The following is a 23888-nucleotide window of genomic DNA, read 5'->3' as shown; positions in this document are numbered from 1 at the left end:
TGTTTTCTTTTTCTTCTCACTATGGTACTCCAATGCAAGAAGCTGGGCAAATTTTTGTCAATAAAAAACGAGTCCGAAGACCCGTCTCTTAAATCATTTAAATCAAATTATTAATGAGCACTTTGGCTGCGCATGTTCTTGACGGCCCGACTTCTTTCGATCATCTTGAAAATAATAATCAGAAGAAATAGGTCTACTGGAAATAGTACCGCTGTACGAATGATTCTAGCCCAGGCAAATAAACCGGACTGGTACATCATATTGAGCCATAAAGGCGTTAAGAATAATGAAATCAACACCGTAGTTAATACTTTAGCGATGAGAATTCGTTTCAAGTTATAGCCTTGACGGAAAAGAACAAAGCCATAAATCAAACCGGCTAAGACCGCATTGAAGGTAAAGCCAGGAAAGAAGAAGCCACTTGGACTCAGAACAAAACCAATCACATCACATAAACCAGCGCCAATTCCTGCATAGATAGGTCCGTAAAAAGCACCCATAATAGCTAATGGTATAAAGGCAAAACTGATTTCTAGAGTTGGTCCTAGAACTAAACGGAATTGGTTGAGTAAGAGGTTTAAAGCCATCAATAAACCCATACCCGTAATCACCCGTGATGAGGCGACATCTAAAGGTAACCATTTTCTAAACATAATAAAAAAACCCTCCTAATATACATTAGAGAGGCCCAAAAAGGGACATTACACTCGATGGCATTTGAGCGAATGCGGATTAACATCGCGAGTAATCTCTTCGTTCAGCAGCAACATTCCGTCCACTGACACTTAACGCATTAATCCTACTCTCAGTGAATATTATAGACTTCTTCACTTGAAAGTAAAGCCCTTTCTTTACAATTTGAAAAAACAAGGTTCAGGCTATAGTAGCGCTGAACCTTATTTTTACTTATTTAACTTCTTTTTGCAAAATTTTTTGGTGAGTGAGGTCAATTCCAAAGGCCCCTAAGGGTGCAGTAATTAGGATAGCCAGTACCGAAACCGTTAAAATAATTTCACCGGATCCTAGTCCCATCGCCAAAGGAACTCCTCCAATGGCTGCCTGAACCGTTGCTTTAGGCAGGTAGGCGATCACTGAAAATAAGCGTTCTTTAAGACTTAGGTGGGTCTTGGCTAGGGATAGTAAGACACCCAATGACCGGAATATTAATACCATACCAATTAAAAGAACCGGTTGCCAGCCTGCTTGAAAGGCATAGGTAATATTGACAGAGGCGCCCACTAAGACAAAGAGCAGAATTTCACCAGGGATCCATAATTTATTATAGTATTGGCCGAGATCGACCGCCTTTTCTGAGTCCAGGCGATTGATCACAAGCCCCATAGCCATCACTGCTAATATTCCCGAGAATGGGAGTGCTGGCAATATTCTCTCCACCGACACCAAGACAAAGGATAGGGATAAGAGTAAAATCAACTGCTTGGCAGTGCTAAAGGCAAAACGATCAAAGAGGCTATTTAAGCCAGCACCCAAGAGGCCCCCGACTAAGAGCCCTAAAAAAATGGAAATCGGGATAGTCAGGAGTTGAGTCACTTGGAAACTTCCTCCTTGAGCAACAGCTAGGAAGGAAGAAAAAAGAACCAAGACATAAATATCATCAGCTGACGACCCGGCTAAAATAATTTGTGGGATTTGCTTTTCGGTCCCATAGCCTTCATCAATCAGTTTTAACATTTTGGGAACCACAACCGCCGGGGAAACCGCACCGAGAACCGCCCCCAGGACTAGGGCGTCAGCCTGGCTGATCCCTAAAATTTTCGGCGCCAAGAGACTGGTAGCAATCATTTCAAAAGTTGCCGGTAAAAAACACATCAAGAGTGCTGGCCTGCCCACCTTAATCAGGCCACGGATATCTAAGGACAAGCCTGCCCGAGTCAGGATAATAATCAAAGCCACTTGCCTTAAATCCGCAGACAAGTCTAAGATAGTGGGATCCAATAAATTTAAGGCATAGGGCCCTAGTAAAATCCCTAAAAAGAGATAACCCACTAGGCTAGGAATACGTAAAGACTGACACAGTCGTTCGACTAACAAACCTAAAATAAAAATATAGGCAAAACTTAACAATAACATCTTTCTACTCCTTTTCTTTTCAAGCAAAAAAGCTGATGCCCTTCTGCTTTTATTTGCAGAAGTCATCAGCTCATAAGCATTCTTATGCGCGGTTTAGGAGTAAATCCTGGGAAGACATTCATTTCCTTGGTCTAAGCATAAATAATTATCATTTTTCTGTCAAGGAACTTTTCACTTTCCACTTTAATCCAAGCAAAAAACAAAAATGTATTAGGCCCTCTAGTGAAATATTTAACTTAAGCTTAAACTTTACCTCTTTCTGATGATAATTTACAAAGAAGTAAAGAATATAGGTAAGAAAAATTTATTTTCCATTAATGAAAGCGCTTTATTTTAAAATAAAAACCACTCTGCTATACTGGCCATAGGATACTAATTTATTTGTAAGGAGGATTTTATATGAAGTCAGGACGTTTCATGCGTTTAATTACCATTGCCTTGGCTTATGTCGGGGTGATTGTCGGAGCCGGATTTGCTAGTGGTCAAGAAGCTTTTCAATATTATGTCGCCTTTGGTCGTGAAGGTATTTTTGCTTTAATCTTATCTTGCTTTTTCTTTGCCATGGGCGGCTATTTACTTTTAGTCTATGGTTTTCGTTATTCCGCTGAGGACCACCGCATTGTTTTTGACAAAATTTCTAGTCCTATCATCGCTAAATTGATTGACCTTGCTATCAATTTATCCTTATTTTTAATTGGTTTTGTGATGATTGCTGGAGCGGGGACTAACTTAAAGCTGATTTTCTCCTTGCCCACCTGGGTAGGTAGTATCTTATTGACGGTATTACTGATTCTAACCGCCTTTTTAGATACCACCAAGGTCACCCAATTAATTGGTGCCATTACGCCCTTTGTTTTAATCTTAATTATAGGGGCATCAATCTATACCCTGATGGCCTCCCCTATCCCCTTCTCTGAAGCCTTAGACCTGGCCCAAAAAGCAGAAACCTCTCTCCCCAATTGGTGGGTATCTGCCATTAATTATACTTCCCTAGGAATCATGACCTGCGTTTCCATGGCCATTGTGATTGGGGGCAACCAAGAATCTTCCTTTGAAGCGGGACTTGGTGGCATACTCGGCGGACTCGTAACGACAGTCTTACAGGCAGCCGCTTATATTACTATTGTGGGTAATATTCAACGCCTGGATACTAATGAGATGCCTATGCTTATGGTCCTCGATGATATCCATCCCCTGCTGGGCGCTGTTATGGGTGTGGTGGTCTTTGGAATGATCTTCAACACCGCTATCGGCATGTTTTATCCTTTAGCCAAACGTTTCTCCTATAACCAACCTCAGCGGGTTCCTAAGCTAATGATTCCGATGGTTCTAGTGGGACTAGGACTTTCTGCTTTCGGATTTACCCGCTTAGTCTCCTATGTTTATCCTTTTATTGGTTATTTGGGTGTCTTCGTTTTCTTGCTCCTCCTAGTTCAATTCATCCGTCACCGGGACGATATTCTCCACGGAAAGGTTGATTTAGATCAATCTAAAAACTAAAGCCTAAACGAAAAACAGTTGGCTAATTTAAAGCAGCCAACTGTTTTTTATTAATGACTTTCCTCCAGGACACCATCACGCATTTCAAAAACTCGGTCACACTGATTGATTAAGCGGGTATCATGGGTAACCATAATGATGGCCTTATTCTTCTCCTTACTCTCTCTAGCCAATATATTAACCACTTCAAAAGCCCTTTGACTATCTAAAGAAGCAGTCGGTTCATCAGCCAGGATGATAGTAGGGTCAGGATAGAGAGCCCGGGCAATAGCTACCCTTTGTCGCTCCCCGCCTGACAAGTCAGCTGGATACTTATTTAATAAGTGGTCCACTCCCAATTCCTGGAATAGATCTTGGGCATAGGCTGCTTGACAATGGCCTTGGATTTTATCAACTAAACGTAATTGATCTTTAACCGTTAAATAGGGAATTAAGTTAGAAGCTTGTAAGATAAAGCCAATTTCTTGGAAACGGCGCTTCGCCCTGTCTTTTTCCTTTAAACTGGAAAAGGCTTGGCCCTTGACCCTAATCTCACCCTGACTTGGACTTTGTAAACCGCCGCTCAGGGTTAGGAAGGTAGATTTTCCTGAACCTGAGGGCCCTACAATGGCGACAAATTCTCCGTCACTTACGGAAAAATTAGTCGGCTTTAAGGCCTCTATCATTTGATCGCCGTCTTGAAAGGATTTAGAGACATTTATTAATTCGATTGCTTTCATATGAACACTCCTTTACTCAATTTCTCTTCTAGGCCATGGCTTCGAGAGGATCAACCTTGGCAATAGCTCTGACCGAGAATAAAGCCGCCATAACCGCTGCAATGATGATTAAAATGCCCACTAGGAGGAAATACTCCCAAGTTAAAGCAAATGGCACCGCTGCTGGTAATAAATAAGCAGAAGCCAAAGTTGCCAGCAAGGCGAAAGCCACCCCAAGACTGGCTAAGAGGAAACTTTGGCCAAGAACCGACTTAGCAATATAGCTGGTGGCAATGCCTTGAGCCTTCATAACGCCAAAGATTGGCGCCTTTTGCATGGTTAGGACATAGATAAATATGCCAACCACCACAGCTGCAATCACAATCAGAAAACCAATCATAAAGTTAAAGGTCACTACCTGAGCCCGGTAACCGGGAATATCTTGGATAAAGTCTTCAATACTTATGGCCTCCAAGTCCTCAGGAAGCTGGTTGGCTTGGCCACGAATCACGACAGCATTAATAAAATCTTTCTCCGGTATTTGTCCTAGACCACTGTAGCGAATTTCTTTAAGGTCTTCTAAGCTGGTAAAGACCACCGGAGCAACGGAAAAGCGTTGGTTTTTAGTAAAGCCGACCACTTTAATGGGGTGGTCCATATTAGCCACTTGCAGACTATCGCCAATTTCCAAACCATATTGGTCCTTCATAGTAAGATCAACAACCCCTTGTCCGGGGGCATCAAACATCTTTCCAGCAACAAGGTCCGGTTTGAGGAATTCATCCCCTTGGATCCCAAAGAAGGCAACATTGATCTTCTCACCCTCCTCATCCAATTTGACCACTCCCGGCATTTCCGAAAAGAGTGCCTTTTGGTCGGCAGTTATTTCATTGGCTAAATCGGCTTCAAAATTTGATTTTCCCAAGACATGGTTACTGTCACTGGTTAGTACAATTTGATCAGCTGACCAAGCATCCACGGCTAGACGGTTATCTTGGGCCAGTCCATATGACAAACCGGTTAAAAAGAAAACTAAATAAGCAATTAAAAACAAGAGTCCCATAATTAATAAGTAGCGGGCCTTGCTATGCATAATTTCTTTATAAGCTAAAAACATTTTTTCTTCCTCCTTCATTGAACAGGGACGATTATACGCCCCTCATTTTTCAAGAGCAAGAAAAATGAACTTCGTTCACTTTATTTTTTATAAAAGCTAAAAATTAATGTCTAGCAGGCAGACACGCTATCTTGATTTCTTAGATAAGCAAAAAAACCGCTATACAGTTAACTACTTGCTGGGACTAGAAGTCTGTCCCAGCACAAGCAGTAATACCGCATGCGGTTGTTAGTTATTATATGAAGTTTTTATTTACGATTTTAACATTAATGAACTTTAGCCAAAGAGCCCATTGGATCCCAAGGTTTTAGGTGAACTGGTTCTTGTTGATATTCTTCTAATAATTTTTCATCAACATAGCGGCTAGGTACGGTGATTTGGAAAGTGTATTCATCGAACCATTCATCGGACATGGAGAAAATTCCTTCATCTCCGACCTTTTTACCCCAGGAGTTTTCAACTTTCCAATGGGTAGGTTTGCCTTCCTTGTCCAAGTTAACCCCTACTAAAACCATGGCATGGGTTAAAAGACTGACGCTATAGTCAAGGCGTTCGGCCTTGTTTAAGGTATAGTTTTCACCCAAGGTATCTTGGTAGCGGTACATCTTGGTATCCATTAACCCAAGTTCACGTTCACTCATCTTACCCACATCTGAACCAAACCAAACTGGATAGCCGTCTTTAATGGCTTTGATGGCTGCGTCTTTAAGGGCTTCAATAGGCACGTTGAGATACTTAATAGGTTCACCTTCAACGATTGATCCTAAATAATCCACTGTATAAGTCTTGTGGTAAGGTTTATCAGCAGTTGGTGCATTTAAGAGGCTGACCATATCGTTCACTTCGAGATTGGTATACTTTTGGAAGAATTCTTGTGGAGTAATGTCTTCAATCCGGTGGAATTGGTCATCCTTGTCACGGTATTGGTAGGTAAATTGACTTGGCACTTCCCCTAAGGCCTTTACTAAAACATTATAAATAAAGTAAAGTTGTTCATCACGTTTTTCTTCTAAGTCTGCCTTTGATTTGCCAGCTTCATGCATTTGACGTAAACGAGCCGCAAATTCACGGAGCTTGGTTTCTAAGACTTCATCCAAGAGATGGGTGTTAGAGGAATGGAAGGTTTCAGGCATAACTTCTTTTGGCACAGAACCATATTTCTTCAAGATATCCGCAAACATTTCCCATTGGCCCCCATCTTCACATGGCGTTTGGAGTAAATGCCAAACTAGACGAGAGTCTTGGGCTTCATCAACCGTATCAATAATGCTGGTTAAGAAGAAATTAGCCTTTTCTAACTTATCCCAGAACAGAGTATAAGATTGGGAGAATTCAAAAGTTTCTAGGTTTAATTTTTCCATGGTAGAAACCCGGGCAGTATTTAGGGCTGCGAACATCCAGCAACGACCACTTTGTTTTTGGTTAGTGATCTTGCCACGTTTGGTTTCTTCGGAAAATTTAAAGTCATGTTCTTGGCGAACTTGATAATTGACACTGGCCTTGTTAATACCGACTTCACGGATGGCGTGTTCGCTGGCAGAATTTTTAGGGTCAGAATGATATTTTTCATGGAATTGTTGAATTAATTCTTGATTAATCATGCAATCATCGCTTCTTTCTATATAAGTTAGATTGAAAAATTTACCCCTACACTATAACATAATTTACTGTTTCTGCTTAGTCCCTTTTTTGGGATAAATATCTGTATAAAATAAAGAGGCTGTGACAATAGTCTCAGCCTATTTTTTTAGTACGTACACTCTTATCAAAATGTATTCCAGTCGCACTCTCTCAAACGTGCTCCGGATGCAGATCGACCTCCACTTCACTAAAGTGCAAGAAATTCTTTTCAAGAATTTTTGCTCTTTAGCTCCAGTGTTATCGATCTTTGGTGCATCCGTCGCACTCTATTATTTACGCGTCTAGTTCGGTGTTGTAATAGACGTTTTGGACGTCATCGTCGTCTTCTAATTTTTCAATGAGGGTTTCAAAGGTGGCTTTCTTGTCTTCTGGGAGGTCAATCATGGTTTTTGGTACCATGGTTAATTCAGAAGTGGCGAGTTTATAGCCTTTTTCTTCTAAGGCGTCACGAACGGCTCCAAAGTCATTGGCTTCGGTATAAATTTCAAAGACTTCGTCGGAAGTTTGTAAGTCTTCGGCACCTGCGTCAATAGCATCCATGAACATGGTTTCTTCATCAACGTCTAAGTCTTCACGTTCAATAGCGAGATAGCCTTTGCGGTCAAACATATAAGCCACTGAGCCACTTTCACCTAGGCTACCGCCGTTACGGTTAAAGATGGTCCGCACGTTGGTTAAGGTACGGTTGGTATTGTCGGTTAGGGTTTCCACAAAAACAGCAATCCCATTAGGGCCGTAGCCTTCATAGGTGACTTCATCGTAGTCTTCGCCACCAGCGGTATTGCTCCCTTTATCAATGGCCCGTTCTATGTTGGTCTTAGGCATGTTTGCTGCTTTGGCTTTGTCCATAACCATACGAAGTGATGGGTTAGCATCCGCATCTGGTCCCCCTTGTTTTACCGCCATATAAATTTCACGCGATAATTTTTGGAAGATCTTAGCGCGTTTTGCGTCTTCAGCGCCCTTAGTATTTTTAATTTTGCTCCACTTATTATGTCCCGACACGAAACATACCTTCTTTCGTTTTTAGTCTATAATCTACAATTCTTAATTCTACCAAAAACAGCTAAATGGCGCAAGTTCAAGCTTCCGCTTTTACGGACTGGTCCAGTCATCCACATAGTCAGTCCCCCAGACTTTTGCTATAATAATTAGGAGTTCATAAGGAGGGATTATTATTAATCAACATTCACCTATCCACAATAATAATCAAGAGGAAAAACCTGCTTGGAAAGATAAATTTTTCTTTTCCAGCAATGTTTTCTTTTCAGTGATCAAACGCCTACTTGGCTATGTCCTGGTTCTGGGCCTACTCAGTTTAGCCTTAGCTATGGGGGTAGCTAGCGGATTTTTCTTAGGATTAACCGAAGACCTTCCCAACCCCTCCCCCGAGGAAATGGCTAGCCAAATTCAAAACTTGGAAGAAATCTCGACCCTTACCTACAATGACGGTTCCCTAATCGATGAAGTCCGCAGTGACCTGGTGAGAAAGAATGTCCAATTAGAAGAGATTTCGCCACAGATCGTTCACGGCCTGGTGGCTACTGAAGATGAACACTTTTTTAAACACCATGGTGTAGTCCCCAGTGCTATCCTGCGTGCAATCGTCTCCCAAGTCCTAGGCGGTTCCTCCTCGGGGGGGTCAACCATTACCCAGCAATTGGTCAAGCAACGCTTCTTATCTAATGAAGTTTCTTTTGAACGGAAGGCTAAAGAAATGCTCTTGGCTAACCGTTTAGAAAATTATTTTTCTAAGGAACAAATCCTGGAATCCTATCTTAATACCTCTCCTTTTGGTCGTAACAATAAAGGCGAAAATATTGCTGGTATTGAGGCAGCTGCTGAAGGTATTTTTGGTAAAAGCGCCGACCAAGTCAATTTACCCCAGGCCGCCTTTTTAGTAGGGATGCCCCAAAACCCTTATACTTATACTCCTTATGATAGCGAGGGTCAATTAAAATCCCCAGAGGACCTTAGCTACGGGGTGGAGCGCATGCAGGAAGTTCTAGACCGGATGCGCTTAGAAAATTATATTAGCCAGGAAGACTACGAAAAAGCTAAAAACTACGATATAAAAAGTGACTTTATCCAGACCGACAGCCAAGTTGATGAGCTAGATTCCAGCACTAATCAGAAGAATACTTATCTCTACCAACAAGTGGAAAAGCAAAGCCTTAAGCTCCTCATGCAGCGTTTTATGGCCATGGATGGAGTCAGTGAAGAAGATATTCAAGCCGATGACAACCTCCGTAGCGAATACCAACAACGGGCCGATTCTTATTACCGTAATGGTGGACTAACCGTTAAGACCACAGTTGATCCTAATATCTATCAGCTTCTTAACCAAACGGTCGCCAACCAAGCCGGTTCCCTGGGACAAACTTATATGACCTATCAAAATAATCCAGAAACCGGTGAAAGCGAAGCCATCCCCCTCCCTGTCCAAACGGGCAACGTCCTTATCGAAAATGCCAGCGGACGAATTTTAGGCTTTGTTGGAGGGATTGACTTCGACCAAAACCAAGTGGACCATGCCTTTGACATGCGACGGTCACCAGGTTCCATGTTTAAACCCCTACTGACTTATGGACCAGCTATCCAAGAGGGCTTAGCCTTTCCAAGTACCCTAATCGCTGATACCCCTATTCGTATCCAGCAAGCCGATGGATCCTACTATGAACCGTCCAACTATGGAAATAATATTTCCAATCAGTTGGTGACCTTCCGCCATGCCCTGGCCAATTCCTTGAATAACCCGACCATTTATCTCTACCAACACCTTTTAAAACATGGTGTCGATATCCAAGCTTATGTGGATCGTTTAGGCCTAGACCAAGCCGTTACGGAAAATGAAGTCAAGGATAATGTCGCCCTATCCATTGGAGGAACCCAAACAGGCCCGACTGTCGTTGAATTAGCAGCGGCTTTTGCGACTTTTGCTAACGGCGGCCAAAGCGTCAGCCCTTACCTGATTGAAAGCATTTCTGATAGTAATGGGAACTTTATTTATCAACATCAAAACCACCAAGAACCTGTCTTTGATAAAGAAAGCAGTGATATCATGATTGATGTCTTGAAAGATACCCATCGGACCGGGACTTTCCAACCATATAGTGGCGGTTTGAATGCTTTTTCGGATATTTATATGAAAACAGGGACCTCAGAGGATTTCAATGACCATTGGATTGGAGGCTCAAGCCCAAGGATTACGCTCATGTCATGGATTGGTTACGATAATACTTACCAGCGTCATACCTTAAATGATGACGGCAATGCCAGTTTCGGTAATCCGGTAGAACGTCACGCCAAACACTGGTTGAGCCTGCTCAATCAGTTGAATAACTATGATCCACAAATGATGGGTTCCAGCGAAACTTTCTCCCCTTCCCAGCACCTGGTCCGCCAAAAAGTAGTCAAAGAAACCGGAACACTCCCCGGCAGCTTTACAGGACCTTACAATACCCAATACCGGATTCCAATCAGTCAAGCTAGTGAAGAGGGGCTCTTTCCTAATCAAGCTGCTATCCCCAAGGCTCAATTTGACTTTGCCATTGGTGCCAGCTTAGAAGAACAAGTCCATGCCCTAGAACCCTACCGAATCAAAAACAACAGTCAAGTTAACCAAAAAGTCAATGAAATCTTAGACCTCTATGAACAAACTCACCAAAAAGAGGACTAATTATTAAAAAAGCAGTTATGCTCACAATACGCATAACTGCTTTTTCTTTAGCTTAATTATCTGACTTTAAACGTGCGCTTGTCGCACTCTATCCAAACCTGCTCCAAGCGCAGAGCAAGCGTCCTCTTCAGAAAATGGCGACAAATTCTCTGTGAGAATTTTTACGCCCTTTTCTTCCAGAGGTCTTGCTCTCTGACGCGCTTGTCACACTCTCTTCCTTACACCAGGTCTTCCATGATTGAATAGAGATCTTGGCTGGATAAGTTTTCTTTTTCTTCTTGGGTGAAGTCGCGGATTATTTCTCCGTGATGGAGTAAAATCATCCGATTGCCATAGGTTAAGGCATCTTGTAAGTTGTGGGTGATCATTAGGGCGGTGAGTTTTTCTTCTTGCACTTGTTGGTTGGTGAGCTCTAAAATCCTACGTGAGGTCTTAGGGTCCAAAGCTGCCGTATGTTCATCCAGTAATAAGAGTTTGGGCTTAACGATGGTAGCCATTAATAAGGCAATGGATTGACGTTGTCCTCCGGATAATTTCCCCATTTCAGCATTCAAGCGGTTTTCAAGGCCCAGACCAATTTGCGATAAAGTTTGGCTGAAATAGGCCTCTTTGTCATTGGTAATAGCCATACTTAAGCCCCGCTTTTGCCCTCGTTTAGCAGCCAGGGCCAAGTTTTCAGCGACGGTCATCCGCGGAGCAGTTCCCATTTTAGGATCTTGGAAGACACGAGAAATCGATCCTGCCCGTTCTTCTTCACTCTTAGTGGTAATATCCTTCTCCTCCAAGAAGATTTCGCCATTATCTAAGGCAAAGGTTCCCGCAATGGCATTGAGTAAGGTGGATTTCCCCGCACCATTCCCCCCGACAATGGTAATGAAGTCTCCCTGATTCACTGAAAGGTCAATGCCTTTCAAAGCATGAAAGGCATCCAGGGTTCCGGGATTAAAGGTTTTATTGATGTTATTAAGCTTTAATACTTGACTCATGATTAAGCCTCCTTACTGCGAATATTCTTGGTCCGGCCGCTTCCCATTTTGCTTCTAATCGTTGGAATAGCCAAGCAAAGACCCACGATGATGGCTGAGAAGAGCTTAAAGTCATTGGCTTCAAACTTCAGCATGAGAACAAGACCAAGGAGTAAACGGTAGACAATAGAACCAGCTACGATGGTAGCTAAACGCATGGACAGGCTAACATTAGGGAAGAGAACTTCACCAATAATGATGGCGGCTAAGCCAATCACCACAGTCCCAATCCCCATGGAGATATCTGCATACCCATTGCTGTTGGCTACTAAGACACCGGCAACGGCAATCAATCCATTAGCTAACATATAACCTAGCATGGTCATTTCGTGGGTATCAATCCCTAAGGACTTGGCCATCACTAGGTTATCCCCAGTAGCAATCAGAGCTTGACCCATTTCTGTTTTAAAGAAGAGACTCATCAAACAAATCACAATAGCAGACACCACCAGACCAATGACGATAGTATCGATATTTCTACCTAGGTTAAGAGGTTCTAGTAAGGTTTTTAAGGTTTTTTGACCCGTTAGAGAAATATTGGCCGATCCCATAATCTTCAGATTGACAGAGTAAAGTCCGGTCATGGTAATAATCCCAGCGAGTAAGGGATTAATACTTAACTTGGTGGTTAATAAACCGGTAATGGCACCTCCGGCCATCCCCCCTAAAAAGGAGATCAGGATAGCGATGAGGGGATGGATACCAAAATGAATGGCTTGGACCCCTAAAGCCGCCCCTAGGGTAAAGGAACCTTCAGTCGTCATATCAGGAGCATTTAAAATCCGAAAAGAAATATAAATCCCCAGTCCCATGACAGCCCAGATACTGCCCTCGGATAGGGCACTAGTAATTAAATCAATCATTTTTATTTACCCTCCTTTGCCACGTCAGTAGCTTCATTGACAACATCACTTGGAATTTCGATGCCTAATTCATTAGCCTTCTTAGAATTAATGGTTAAGGCCTTCTTCTCTGGAATAACAACGGAATAATTTCTTGGGTCAGCACCCTCAATCAAGTCAGCAAGGACATTGGCTGAATCAACCCCTAATTGGTATTGGTTGAGTCCAACTGTGGCCATCCCACCGTCAACAACCATGGTGTCAACCACTGGGAAGACTGGAATTTTATAATGGTCAGTAACCGAAATTAAGGTGTTCATTGAAGAAGCAATCGAGTTGTCATTAGGTACCCAGATAGCTTCCACTTCTTGGGCCAATTGTTCAGCCACTTGGGCCAGGTCGTTGGTCGAAGTGATGGTTTTTTCAACCACATTCAAGCCTAATTCTTTGGCATGTTCTTTGGCCATGCGGACATTATTTTGGGCATTAGTTTCAGAAGAATTGTAAATAATTCCCACCGTTTTAATATCTGGCATCACTCGTTTAATCAGGTCAAATTGTTCCTTGACCGGTGGGACGTCACGGACCCCAGTCACTTGGAAGCCTGGTTGGTCTAAATCTTTAACCAAGCCAGCCCCAACTGGGTCGGAAACAGCTGCCATTACTACAGGAACCTGGTCATTGGCCACATTCTTTAGGGCTTGGGCCGCTGGTGTGGCAATACCGACTAAGTATTCAGCCCCATCAGAAACCATTTTATCGGATAACATTTTCAGATTATTTTGGTCACCCTGCCCATTGGCAAAGTCAATTTCAACGTTTTCACCATTAACATAACCCCGTTCAGCCAGTTGGTCATAGACCCCTTGACGAATATCATCTAAGGCTGGGTGTTCTGTTAGTTGTAAAAGTCCGATGCGAATCTTATGGTCAGTGTCTTTGATATCTTCTTGACTGACATTGGTTTTTGCCTGGTTTTCACTGGCGGTCCGATGTTGAATTAAAGTTGGCATGGCCAAGAACAAAACGGCTAAAGCGGTAATTAATATAACTCCAAAACTTGTAATCTTTTTCATAAGGCACTCCTTTACAATAAAAAAATCCTCCAACTCAAGAAGCTGCAGGATAAAAAAATCCCGCACAGACTATTCATGTGGTCCATGCGGGAATTCTTATTAAGTCGAGCTACCGCACAGATACAGCTTCAAAAAAACGCTGAAGTTGTATCTATGCTGATCACAGTATAAACACAACTACACCATGCGGATTTGCCATGAAAATGTAGTAATTTGTTTAAGTGACATTGTAGCGACTCCTCTCTGATATGTTATATGTAATATAACAGATATTTGAGCTAAGGACAAGCCCTATTTTCATTTTCCTTAAAAATCTCTTTTTATTCTTTATTTACATCCCCATAGTCTTGAATAAATTGGAAGATCTTCTGGTAATAAGTGGTAGGCTCTTTGTATTTGGCTTCGGCATGGCCAGCTTCTGGCACAATGTAGAGTTCCTTGGGACCCTTGGCTTTAGCATCATAGAGTTCTCGGGCCATGGATACCGGAACAAAGTCATCCGCTGCGCCGTGGATAAATAAAATCGGTAGGGAGGACTGGGCCACGTATTCCACGGTGTTTCCCTCGCGTAAATCATAGCCCGCCCGCAGTCTTGCCATGGTATTAGCCATATAGAGGACTGGAAATGTGGGGAGATTAAAACGTTTATCTAACTCAGATGCAAAAATATCCCAGATACTTGAATAACCACAGTCAGCAACGACCGCTTTGACGGCTGCAGGCAGCTTGTCTGAGGCCATTAGAACGGTAGCACTCCCCATCGATGTGCCATGAAGAACAATTTGGGCCTGACTATCGCGGTCAATCAGCCACTGAACCCATTCTAGTAAGTCCTGACTGTCTAGATAGCCCATACCAATATATTGTCCCTGACTAGGCGCATGAGCTCTTAAGGAAATGGTTAGGACCTGGTAACCTTTTTGATAAAAAGCGGGCGCAATATCATAAGAATCCGCCTCTTGGCCTTGGTAACCATGGACAATCAAGGCATATTTATGTTGATCAGAGTCATTATGAAACAAATTTCCGCTCAAAGTAAGCCCGTCCTGAGAGCGAATGCTTACCGCTTCCTTTTTATCCCCTACCTGGTCTAACCAAGCCCTAGCATCCGCTTTGGCCTTGGCCTTATTGGCTTTGATTTCTTGAACAGCTGACTTAGTCTGACCCGGCTTTGTCTCCTGATCAACTTGGCGGTCTTGCCCACCCTGATTAGGCACCAAGGCATAATCAACAAAATAATTCCCTACAAAATAAGTGGCAGCCAGGGAAATCACTGTCAGCAAGGCTAATGAGATGCCCAACTTTTTTAACCAAGTGAGTCCTTTTTTATTCTTCATCCGGTCTAACACCTCCCACAGATTAGTAATCATTTTAGCAGATGGCACAAGAATTGACTATCTTTATCAAAATGTTGATAGGAAATAAGGAGAGTGAGACAAAAGTTAAAAGAACCCTGAATGGGTCATTTATAGTTTCTCTAATCTTATATATAATGGAGAAGAGAGTGTGACAAGCGCAAAAAGAGGGGAGAACATTGGAAGAAGTTCGCAGTAAATCCTCAAAGAGGATTTACTGCGAACTTCTGAAATGGAGCGCACCTCGCGCTTGGAACACGTTTAGAGAGAGTGTGACGAGTGCGTCAGAGAGCAAGACCTCTGGAAGAAAAGGGCGTAAAAATTCTCACAGAGAATTTGTCGCCATTTTCTGAAGAGGACGCTTGCTCTGCACTTGAAGCAGGTTTGGATAGGGTGCGACAAGTGCATCAAAGATCAATACCCTTAGAAGAAAAATATAAACAAAGGAGTCAAGATGGTAAGAGAAATTTTTATTATTCGGCATGGCCAGTCTCTTTATAACTTAGAGGGGAAAATCCAAGGTCAAATCGATAGTCCCCTTAGTCCTAGAGGCATCCAAGAAGCTGAGCAAGCGAAAAACTTTTTTGATCAAACAGGCATCACTATTGACCTGATCCTCTCCTCCCCTTTGAAGCGGGCCTACGCCACAGCAAAAATTATCCAAGGAGATAAATCTTGCCCGCTAGAGGCTGATCAGCGGCTAGCGGAGTGGCGCTATGGTAGTCTTGAAGGCAAGGCGCTCAGCGTCCTTGAGGAAATCAAGCTCAATGACCCGCCTAGTGATCACTATTTTTGCCAATTTTGGGGCGAGTCAGTTACTGCAGTTAAAGACCGTTTTCAAGCAGCCCTTGATGACGCTCTTAAAGCCTATCCTCAAAAAAATATCCTCTTAGTTAGCCATGGGTCAATTATGTACCGCTTCATGTTGGATTATCTCAGCCAACCCCTCCCTGCCTTTTCGAATTGCCAAATTTTTCATTTTGAAGAGCTAGAAAAAAGCCTGGTCTTAAAAAATAGTATCAATCCACTCAACTAAAAAAGGACTGTACATCGTTTTCACAGTCCTTTTAGTATTTGATAAAAAATTTCGTACCCTTATTTAGAAGCTAATCGATTGATAAATAATTGCTTTTAATCTAAATTTTGCTGCATTTCACGGTCGTAATCGACAAATTTACGGATAAAGGTATAGGGATCGACCAAGTCCAATTGCCTTGCGAAGGTGGTTAAACTGGTTTCCCGTAAGCCGGCCTTATTGAGATAGGCTGGCATAGTCGCCACATCCACCGGTAAAGCATCAATAATCAAATGCCCCTCTGACATAATTAAGGTCCGGCGACTATACTCTAGCATGACTTCAATGTCATGGGTGGTCATCATAATGGCAATCTGGTATTGACTATTTAAGTTTTGCAAGGTATTCATAATGGCGCGGAAATGCACAAAATCGCGACCTTCAGTGATCTCTTCAACCACCAGTAATTTAGGCTCTTTTAATAGTGACCGAGCCATGGCCAGTCGGAGTTTGGAAATCTCCGAAAGATGGTCTAATGGAAAGTCTAAGAGATTATCCAAGTTAACCATGGCTATAACCTGATTAAACTTGTCTTTAAGCTCGTCATCCTGGTAATCGCCTTCCGCTAAAACGGGGCTTTGGGCCAGGTAGTCTGCAACGGTTTCTGCTCGCGATTGACTAATATTGGTCACATCATCATTAGTAATCAAGCCGACATTGCGGCGGAGATGGTCAAATTGGTCCAGGGGAAGTTCTCGCCCCAGCCACTTAATCGTTCCCGTCTGAGGCCTTAAAGAACCACTACACAATTGAGCTAGGAGGGTCTTGCCGCTGCCATTAGGGCCGACGACACTCAGCATTTCTTCTTGGTTAATTTTAAGGTTAATATTGTGGAGCCCCCGCTGATTGCTCTCATTGACAAGGGCTGATACATTATCGAGTTCGAGGAGAACTTCTTTGTTTTCTTGGTAACGAAAACGTGGCAGGGTCATAATCCAATTTTCAATCTTTTGTCGTAGCTGAGGCCCAAAAATATGGTGGACATCTTGGATATTATAAACGTCTTTTAGAGGATAAGCCGCGTAGCGCATGGCGGTAATATAGAAGGGTTCACGAATGCCCAAGGGATTTAAAATACCACTTTCCAAGAGGACTTTAAGCTGGCCATCAAACACAATCCGCCCTTCTGAAAAGACTAAGACGCGGTCAATGGGACGAGACATCATTGCTTCCAATTGGTGTTCAGAAATAATAATAGTGGCGTCAGTATGGACATGGTAGTCGTCAATAATATCGATAAAGACCTTTTGTTGTTTAGGAGCCAGGGTCTTTAAGGGTTCGTCAAAAATATAGATCTCATTATCTTCTTTTAAGATGTGGGACATGCGGTGGATTTCTTTTTCCCCACGAGAAAGTGCCTGGTATTCTTCCGGTTGTAATTCGCAATCAACCAGTTCATACCAACGCTTTTCAATAGCTTTTTTGTGGTGGTTGACCGATTCATTAGGGTTGTCATCGATCTTCTCATCAATCACATCGCGAATTGCCGTTCCGTCAACTGGCTTGGCAGACTCACCACTGTGAATAATTTCACCAGAGAACTCGCCATCCTCCGGTAGCTCACCCTTCAAGGCTTTAAGAAAAGTTGACTTACCTGATTCATTGGCTCCTAAGATTAAAATTTTCTCACCATGGTTTAAGGTTATGTTGATATCTCTTAATGCCATCCGATATTGACGAGGATATCGGTAGCTAAAGTGACGCATCTGAATCCACGGGCTAGACACGCTGACTCCTCCTCTTATAAACTAGTATCATTCTAATAAATATAGCACAAAAGCTGGACTTAGCCTAATATTTTATGAAAAATCCCTAAAATTTATTTTGTATAATATTATTTTAACTATGCCAAGCAAAAAGCACCAATAAAAGGATTTCAAGCGCTTACAAATATCTCCTTGATTTTCACGATTATATGAAAAAGCCCTAGGGCATATCCACTAGAGCTTATCCTTAATATATTATTCCTTTTATCCCATCTCTGGTCGCCAGATAGGCTTACTTGGGATCGCGACCAATAATCCGAACTTCGGTTTCCAAGCTCACGTCAAATTCTTTTTTGATCACTTCTTGGACGTGGTGGATGACGGCCAGATAATCAGCGGCGGTGGCATGATCAATATTTACAATAAAACCAGCATGTTTTTTTGATACTTGAGCCCCACCAACCGTATAACCTTGGAGGTCAGCGGCTTGAACGAGTTGGCCGGTAAAGTGCCCCTTGGGCCGCTTAAAGACGCTACCACAAGAAGGCAAGTCGAGGGGTTGCTTGGATTCCCGAAGTTGGGTTAAGTGGTCCATTCTCCCCTTAATTTGGTCATAGTCACCCGGTTTGAGGTCAAAGACCACACTGACGACGCAGTCGCCATTATCTTGGATAATACTGTGGCGGTAGGAAAATTGTAATTCTTCGTTGGTATAAGTCTTTAAGTCACCAAACTTATCGACCACTTGGACACTTAGGGGCAGATCCTTAATCTCGCCATCATAGGCCCCAGCATTCATATAGATCGCTCCCCCAACACTACCAGGGATCCCGCAAGCAAATTCCAGTCCCGTTAAAGCCGCATCACGAGCAGCCCGGGTCACGTCAATAATGCGCGCCCCCGCCTCAGCGAAGACCTGGTGATCTTTCACTTCAATGGCTGCCATTTGGGTCAGCATAAAGACGATCCCTTCAATACCACCATCACGGACAATGACATTACTAGAATTTCCCATCACCATAAAGGGCAGCTGGAGTTCATTGGCCTTTTTGATCATGGCTTGAAGTTCCTGGCTACTTTGGGGAAAGACCAAGAGATCAGCCGGGCCGCCGGTTTTCGTATAAGCATAGTGCTTCAGCGGCTCATTGATTTTAATATGTTCTGGGCTAAAAGCATCGATAAAGGCTTGAAAATCCATCTGTATTCCTCGCTTCTTCTTAATCAGAGTAAGTCATTATTTAGGTTAAATCCTTACTCTTATCACAAATGTTATGATAGCATAAAATAGTCTTTTAATTTAGCCCCAAAAGGACTTTTAAGCTTTTCTTATCCTAGCCATCATTAACGATTTACCAGAAAGGAAATTTCCATGAACAAATCACGTCGTCAAGCCCTACTCATGACTGCCCTGAGTTTAATCTACGCCACCTACCAACTGCAAAAACCTGCTGACCAACTGGCTGGCTACCACCTGTTCTTGGGCCACTTGCTCCCCATTGTCGCCACTGTCTTTGCCCTTAACGAGAAGAAGAACGGCCTCAAGTGGACCCTGGTTGCTATTAACCTCATCCTGCTAGCCATTATGGTCTATGTCTTTTGGAAGTCGTAAAAATTGAGAGTGCGACAAGCGCACCAAAGAGCAAGACCGCTGGAAGAAAAAGGCGTAAAAATTCTCAAAGAGAATTTGTCGCCATTTTCTGAAGCGGACGCTTGCTCTGCGCTTGGAGCACGTTTTTGATTAGATAGTTTGTATTTAAAAAGAGCTGCCCATTATATGCCCCCCAAAAAGTTGGACTATAAATTCAACTTTTGGGAGTCACCATATTACCTGCAACTCTTTTTCGTTATTTTATATAGTTATTCTTCTTCATCTGCTGTCGACTTATCGTCTGCTTCTTGTTGGTCATTTAGGACACTTAGCCCCATGATCAGGGTATCTTGGAACTCTCCTTGGGCATATTGCCCTCCAGGAATACGTCCCAGCTCTTCAAAATGAAATTTCTCATACAGCTTAATGGCCCGAACGTTATTGACATTCACTTCCAGGCGGATATAGCGCAAAATCGGACTTTCCTTGGCCCAGCCCAGCATATCTTCCATCAAGACATGGCTCAAACCTAGACTCCAAAAGCGTCTGAGAATAGAAATACCTAATTCTCCCACATGCTCTTCTTTGGAACCTTCTGGGGCCCCGATTGAAGCGACTCCGATAATTTCATCATCTAATAAGGCAATCAGGACCCGGTTATTCAGGCTTTCTTGTATACTTTTCAAATATCTTTGTTCTTGTTCCTGGTTGATTCCGAGGCCTTGGGAAGTAAAACTGAGAAAATCAGACTCGCCACCCACTTTTTTGTAAAAGTCTAATAGGGCCTTGGCGTGTTTTTGTTCTGCGTCTACTAAGGTAATTTGTATTTCTTCACGTTTCATGCTTATTCTGCCAAACTTTCTAATAATTCTGCTGCTAATTCCTTACCGCGCTCACCATTATATGCTAAGCTAATCCGACGCTCGGTAGCCGATTCTTTATGAATAGTTAGCCACAGGTAAGGCGTTTCTAAGTCTTCCTTAATAAACTGAGGCCATTCAATCACAGTGACCCCATCACCCTCTAGGTATTCTTCAATCCCCAAACCTTCAGCTCCCGTTTCCTCTAAACGGTAGGCATCCATGTGGTAGAGGGGTAAACGGCCCATTTGGTATTCCCGCATAATGGTAAAAGTCGGACTCTTAATCGCCTTATTAATCCCTAAAGCATGGGCAAAGTAGCCCGTAAAGGTAGTCTTGCCCGCTCCTAGGTCTCCTTCTAGGCAGATAACGTCCCCTGCTTGAACCAAGCCGGCTAATTTTTGGGCAGTTTTTTCGGTATCCTTTTCGTTATGCCATTTGATCTCTGACATGCTTTCACCTCAATACTCTCTTGTCTTTTTTTCATAGACTCCCTTCCATTTTAGCATGGTAAACAAAAGCTGCCTAGTTTTTCATCGCTTATGGGCCAATCTTATTCACGGCAGTAAGCTACCTAGCATATTCTAAGCTTAATTCTTCTTGTTTTTGCTATAATAGGCGTAAACTAAGTACAAAGAAGGGATTAACATGAAAGAAGAAGTGCAAGCACAAGCACGAAAGCTGATCGAAGAACTAATCGACAAGGCTCATTTAAAGTCCGGAATGACCGTAGTGGTTGGTTGCTCCACCAGTGAAATTATGGGAGAGAAAATTGGGACGGACTCCCAACCCGAGATTGGAAAAGCGGTCTTTGACGCCATCCACCAAAGCTTGGACCAAGCCGGAATATACTTAGCCACCCAATGCTGTGAGCACCTTAACCGGGCCATTGTCACTGAACGCGAAGCCCGTCCTTTTGCTTCCACAGTAAATGTGGTACCCCAACCAAAGGCGGGCGGGTCATTTTCCACCGCTGCCTACCAAGCCTTCCAAGATCCCATCGTTATTGAAGAGATTCAAGCCGATGCAGGGATTGATATTGGAAACACCTTAATTGGTATGCACCTCAAACCAGTGGCTGTTCCCCTGCGCTTAGAAAACCACCGGATTGGTTCCGCCTGGGTCAACGCTGCCCGCACCCGTCCGAAATTCATTGGCGGCGAACGCGCCCACTACAATGACCAATTAAAATAATTATTTCCATAATAAAAACACTTGCCCGATTTCCACATCTAGTCACAGCCTGGCTAGACCATCCTGTGGTATTGGCAAGTGTTTTTAATTATCTCTGTTAATCGTCTTTATGCCGGTTAGTTAAAAAGCGAGTCATCCGCTTAAAAAAATTTGGTGAAGACGGGGTAATGCGCATGACACTCTCATTGCGGCGACTTTCGGCTTCTTGCATCATTTGTTCTTGGGAATTAATGGCCTTGTCGCCGGATTTGACATGACGATAAACGCCATCACTGCCTAATTCTCTGGCTTTTTGATTATCGGCTAGTTCCACTTCTAGGAAATGGATAATTTGAGCTTCAATGTCTTGGTCAATAATTGGAAACTCAATTTCCACCCGGCGAATCATATTTCTAGTCATCATATCCGCGGAAGAAAGGAAAACATGTTTTTGACCGTTACGGTAGAAATAGTAGATCCGACTGTGTTCCAAGAAGCGGCCTACGATCGAGCGCACCCGAATATTTTCTGATAGGCCTTCAACTTGGGGACGCAAACAACAAATTCCCCGGATAATCAGATCAATTTGTACCCCGGCTTGACTCGCCTCATAGAGCTTTTTGATGAGGGGTTTATCGGTCAAGGAGTTCATCTTAGCAATAATGCGCCCATTGCCGTATTTTTTCTGATTTTCAATTTCTTCATCAATGTAATCCGTCAGGGAGTCACGAATGGCAAAAGGTGAAACATGGAGAGCCTCATAATCCGGCACTTCACTATAACCACTCAGGAAGTTAAAAAATTTTGACCCATCACTAGTCAGAGCTTCATTAGTCGACAAGATCCCCATATCCGTGTATTGTTTAGCGGTTTTGTCGTTGTAGTTCCCGGTTCCTAGGTGGATGTAACGTTGGATTTTTCCGGCTTCCCGTCTCACCACCAGGGTAATTTTACTGTGGGTTTTGAGTTCACTTAAACCATAAAGGACATGACAGCCAGCTTCTTCGAGTTCTCTAGCCCAGTGGACATTATTCTCTTCGTCAAAGCGGGCCTTTAGTTCCACTAAGACGGTGACTTCCTTACCGTTTTCCGCTGCCTTCTTCAAGGACTTAACGATCGGCGAATGCTTGGATACCCGGTAGAGGGTCATTTTGATGGCCACTGTTTTTGGGTCCGAAGCCGCATGGTCGACAAAGGACAAGATCGGTTTAAAGGAGTCGTAAGGATGGTGGAAGAATAAGTCTCCCTTTTTAATGAGTTGGTAGAGGTTTTCGCCGTGGTAGTTGGGGTATTCTACCGGTTCAAAATCGGGATACTTCCATTCAGGGTGGTCTTCACTGATATCGTCAACCAGGTCAAATAAGAAGGTCAGATCAAGGGGGCCGTTAATAGGATAAAGGCCTTCTTCTGGCACCTTCAAATAGGGTTGGACGGTTGCTAAGAAATCTTCATTATTGTGGTCATTAGGGCTCTCCCAGCGGGTATCCCATTCAATCCGAACGGTTTTCCCGTGTAGGCGGTTTTTAACATGGTCTTCCATCACATCCAAGAGGTCCATGACATCATCTTCATTTAATTCAAAGTCCGCGTTCCGGGCAATCCGAAATGGAATCCGACGTTTAATGGTGTAACCCTTGAAGAGTGCATTTAGTCCATGGATGACGACATCTTCTACTAAAACATAGGCCTTCCCCTCACCATCATCTAAAGTGAGATAACGTTTGAGTAGGGTTGGAATAGGAACAACAGCAATATAGGAATTCTGATCCTTCTCTAATTCCACTAAAATATTCAAGGCATGATTTTTTAAATGTGGGAAAGGTCGGTAGGCATCAATACCAATAGCCGTTAAGGTGGGCAAAATCAGTTCTTCAAACTGCTCTTTTACTTGTGCTTTTTGAGCTTCATTGAGATCAGCTACTGATTTAAGGTGGTAACCCTTTTCATCCAACAATTTGACCATGTCGTGGTAGCGGGCATATTGGGCTTCCACATTTCGCGTATTACGCTCATGAATCCCTTGCATTAACTGCTTAGGTGACATTTGAGTTTTGTTTTCAGCCACTTGAACGCCATCAAGGAATTGATTATAAACCCCTGCAAAGCGAACCATAATAAACTCATCTAAGTTAGAGCTGACAATCCCTAAAAAATTTAATTGTTCTAACAAGGGATTGTTGGGATCACTGGCTTCTTCAACGCAACGATAGTTAAAATCTAACCAACTCAGCTCCCGATTATAATAATAATGAGCAGCTGAGTTTTCAGCCTGCAAGGATTGGGTATTTTTTTGATTATTGCTAGTGGTTAACATACTGCACTCTCCTCCATTTTAATGCACAAGTAATACGACAATGTCGATAAAAACAGATAGAAATTATGTGTCAAATCGATGATTAGACGCCAGTAAGAAAGTTAACCAGCCAGGATTAGTCTATTCAATTAAAATTAACTTTTAACAC

At 42.9% G+C, this 23888-nt stretch carries 20 protein-coding genes and 2 riboswitches; of the genes, 5 read left to right on the top strand and 15 right to left on the bottom strand.

From position 1 onward, the window contains the following. Positions 1-110: 110 nt before the first annotated feature. Positions 111-653 carry a folate family ECF transporter S component gene (locus JFU01_RS06630; protein ID WP_070560512.1) on the bottom strand — a complete coding sequence of 181 codons (543 nt, stop codon included), beginning with the start codon at positions 651-653 and terminating at the stop codon, positions 111-113. Positions 654-717: 64 nt separating this feature from the next. After that, a riboswitch (THF riboswitch) is annotated at positions 718-809 on the bottom strand. 97 nt (positions 810-906) lie between these two features. Next, positions 907-2091 (bottom strand): cation:proton antiporter, encoded by a 1185-nt coding sequence (locus JFU01_RS06625; RefSeq protein WP_195856328.1) that lies wholly within the window; start codon positions 2089-2091, stop codon positions 907-909. A gap of 49 nt (positions 2092-2140) precedes the next feature. Further along, positions 2141-2226, bottom strand: a riboswitch (Fluoride riboswitch). A 264-nt stretch (positions 2227-2490) separates the two neighbouring features. On the opposite strand from JFU01_RS06625, the gene JFU01_RS06620 reads away from it, so the two are divergent. Beyond that, a complete protein-coding gene (locus JFU01_RS06620) occupies positions 2491-3591 on the top strand; it encodes a YkvI family membrane protein (RefSeq protein ID WP_013668847.1) in 1101 nt (366 codons plus the stop codon). A gap of 50 nt (positions 3592-3641) precedes the next feature. On the opposite strand, the gene JFU01_RS06615 is transcribed toward JFU01_RS06620, so the two are convergent. From JFU01_RS06615 to JFU01_RS06600, 4 genes are all read right to left on the bottom strand, one after another. Next, a complete protein-coding gene (locus tag JFU01_RS06615; RefSeq protein ID WP_195856327.1) occupies positions 3642-4310 on the bottom strand; it encodes an ABC transporter ATP-binding protein in 669 nt (222 codons plus the stop codon). Between the two features lie 28 nt (positions 4311-4338). Further along, a complete protein-coding gene (locus tag JFU01_RS06610) occupies positions 4339-5406 on the bottom strand; it encodes an ABC transporter permease (RefSeq protein ID WP_195856326.1) in 1068 nt (355 codons plus the stop codon). Between the two features lie 266 nt (positions 5407-5672). Continuing rightward, positions 5673-7007 (bottom strand): aminopeptidase C, encoded by a 1335-nt coding sequence (locus JFU01_RS06605; protein WP_195856325.1) that lies wholly within the window; start codon positions 7005-7007, stop codon positions 5673-5675. Positions 7008-7320: 313 nt separating this feature from the next. Then, entirely contained in the window at positions 7321-8052 is a 732-nt protein-coding gene (locus JFU01_RS06600) for a YebC/PmpR family DNA-binding transcriptional regulator (protein ID WP_060778542.1), read from the bottom strand. Positions 8053-8317: 265 nt separating this feature from the next. Here JFU01_RS06600 and JFU01_RS06595 point away from each other — a divergent pair, with 265 nt between their 5' ends. Continuing rightward, on the top strand, positions 8318-10726 hold the full coding sequence (locus JFU01_RS06595) for a transglycosylase domain-containing protein (protein ID WP_198434212.1): 2409 nt from the start codon (positions 8318-8320) through the stop codon (positions 10724-10726). Positions 10727-10944: 218 nt separating this feature from the next. On the opposite strand, the gene JFU01_RS06590 is transcribed toward JFU01_RS06595, so the two are convergent. From JFU01_RS06590 to JFU01_RS06575, 4 genes are all read right to left on the bottom strand, one after another. Then, entirely contained in the window at positions 10945-11712 is a 768-nt protein-coding gene (locus tag JFU01_RS06590) for an ABC transporter ATP-binding protein (RefSeq protein ID WP_195856323.1), read from the bottom strand. Positions 11713-11714: 2 nt separating this feature from the next. Next, positions 11715-12611: an ABC transporter permease gene (locus JFU01_RS06585; protein WP_181566133.1), complete on the bottom strand. Its 897-nt coding sequence runs from the start codon at positions 12609-12611 to the stop codon at positions 11715-11717. Positions 12612-12616: 5 nt separating this feature from the next. Continuing rightward, complete coding sequence (gene trpX / locus JFU01_RS06580; RefSeq protein ID WP_070560497.1) at positions 12617-13669, bottom strand: tryptophan ABC transporter substrate-binding protein; 1053 nt, start codon at positions 13667-13669, stop codon at positions 12617-12619. A 320-nt stretch (positions 13670-13989) separates the two neighbouring features. Continuing rightward, positions 13990-15006, bottom strand: coding sequence for an alpha/beta hydrolase (locus tag JFU01_RS06575; RefSeq protein ID WP_195856322.1), 1017 nt, complete (start codon positions 15004-15006; stop codon positions 13990-13992). Positions 15007-15478: 472 nt separating this feature from the next. Between JFU01_RS06575 and JFU01_RS06570 the strand changes: the two genes are divergently transcribed. Beyond that, positions 15479-16060 carry a histidine phosphatase family protein gene (locus JFU01_RS06570; protein WP_195856321.1) on the top strand — a complete coding sequence of 194 codons (582 nt, stop codon included), beginning with the start codon at positions 15479-15481 and terminating at the stop codon, positions 16058-16060. A gap of 95 nt (positions 16061-16155) precedes the next feature. On the opposite strand, the gene JFU01_RS06565 is transcribed toward JFU01_RS06570, so the two are convergent. After that, positions 16156-17826, bottom strand: a complete 1671-nt coding sequence (locus JFU01_RS06565; RefSeq protein WP_195856320.1) for a DUF3744 domain-containing protein — start codon at positions 17824-17826, stop codon at positions 16156-16158. A 271-nt stretch (positions 17827-18097) separates the two neighbouring features. Next, complete coding sequence (gene murB / locus JFU01_RS06560; RefSeq protein ID WP_195856319.1) at positions 18098-19003, bottom strand: UDP-N-acetylmuramate dehydrogenase; 906 nt, start codon at positions 19001-19003, stop codon at positions 18098-18100. A gap of 171 nt (positions 19004-19174) precedes the next feature. Between murB and JFU01_RS06555 the strand changes: the two genes are divergently transcribed. Continuing rightward, the gene (locus JFU01_RS06555; protein WP_195856318.1) at positions 19175-19414 is read left to right on the top strand and encodes a TraX protein; all 240 of its coding nucleotides are present in this window, start codon (positions 19175-19177) and stop codon (positions 19412-19414) included. A gap of 248 nt (positions 19415-19662) precedes the next feature. Here the strand turns inward: JFU01_RS06555 and JFU01_RS06550 are convergent, their stop codons facing one another. Further along, complete coding sequence (locus JFU01_RS06550; RefSeq protein WP_195856317.1) at positions 19663-20235, bottom strand: GNAT family N-acetyltransferase; 573 nt, start codon at positions 20233-20235, stop codon at positions 19663-19665. A gap of 2 nt (positions 20236-20237) precedes the next feature. Then, positions 20238-20705 carry a tRNA (adenosine(37)-N6)-threonylcarbamoyltransferase complex ATPase subunit type 1 TsaE gene (gene tsaE, locus JFU01_RS06545; protein WP_195856316.1) on the bottom strand — a complete coding sequence of 156 codons (468 nt, stop codon included), beginning with the start codon at positions 20703-20705 and terminating at the stop codon, positions 20238-20240. 196 nt (positions 20706-20901) lie between these two features. On the opposite strand from tsaE, the gene JFU01_RS06540 reads away from it, so the two are divergent. Continuing rightward, positions 20902-21447 carry a TIGR01440 family protein gene (locus JFU01_RS06540; RefSeq protein ID WP_195856315.1) on the top strand — a complete coding sequence of 182 codons (546 nt, stop codon included), beginning with the start codon at positions 20902-20904 and terminating at the stop codon, positions 21445-21447. Positions 21448-21544: 97 nt separating this feature from the next. Here the strand turns inward: JFU01_RS06540 and JFU01_RS06535 are convergent, their stop codons facing one another. Next, on the bottom strand, positions 21545-23740 hold the full coding sequence (locus JFU01_RS06535) for an RNA degradosome polyphosphate kinase (protein ID WP_195856314.1): 2196 nt from the start codon (positions 23738-23740) through the stop codon (positions 21545-21547). Positions 23741-23888: the final 148 nt, after the last annotated feature.

The sequence above is a fragment of the Aerococcus sp. Group 2 genome (genome assembly GCF_905125285.1).
Lineage (GTDB): Bacteria > Bacillota > Bacilli > Lactobacillales > Aerococcaceae > Aerococcus > Aerococcus urinae_E.
The sequence above is the reverse complement of the archived record's forward strand: the minus strand, read 5'-3'. Positions and strand labels throughout refer to the sequence as shown.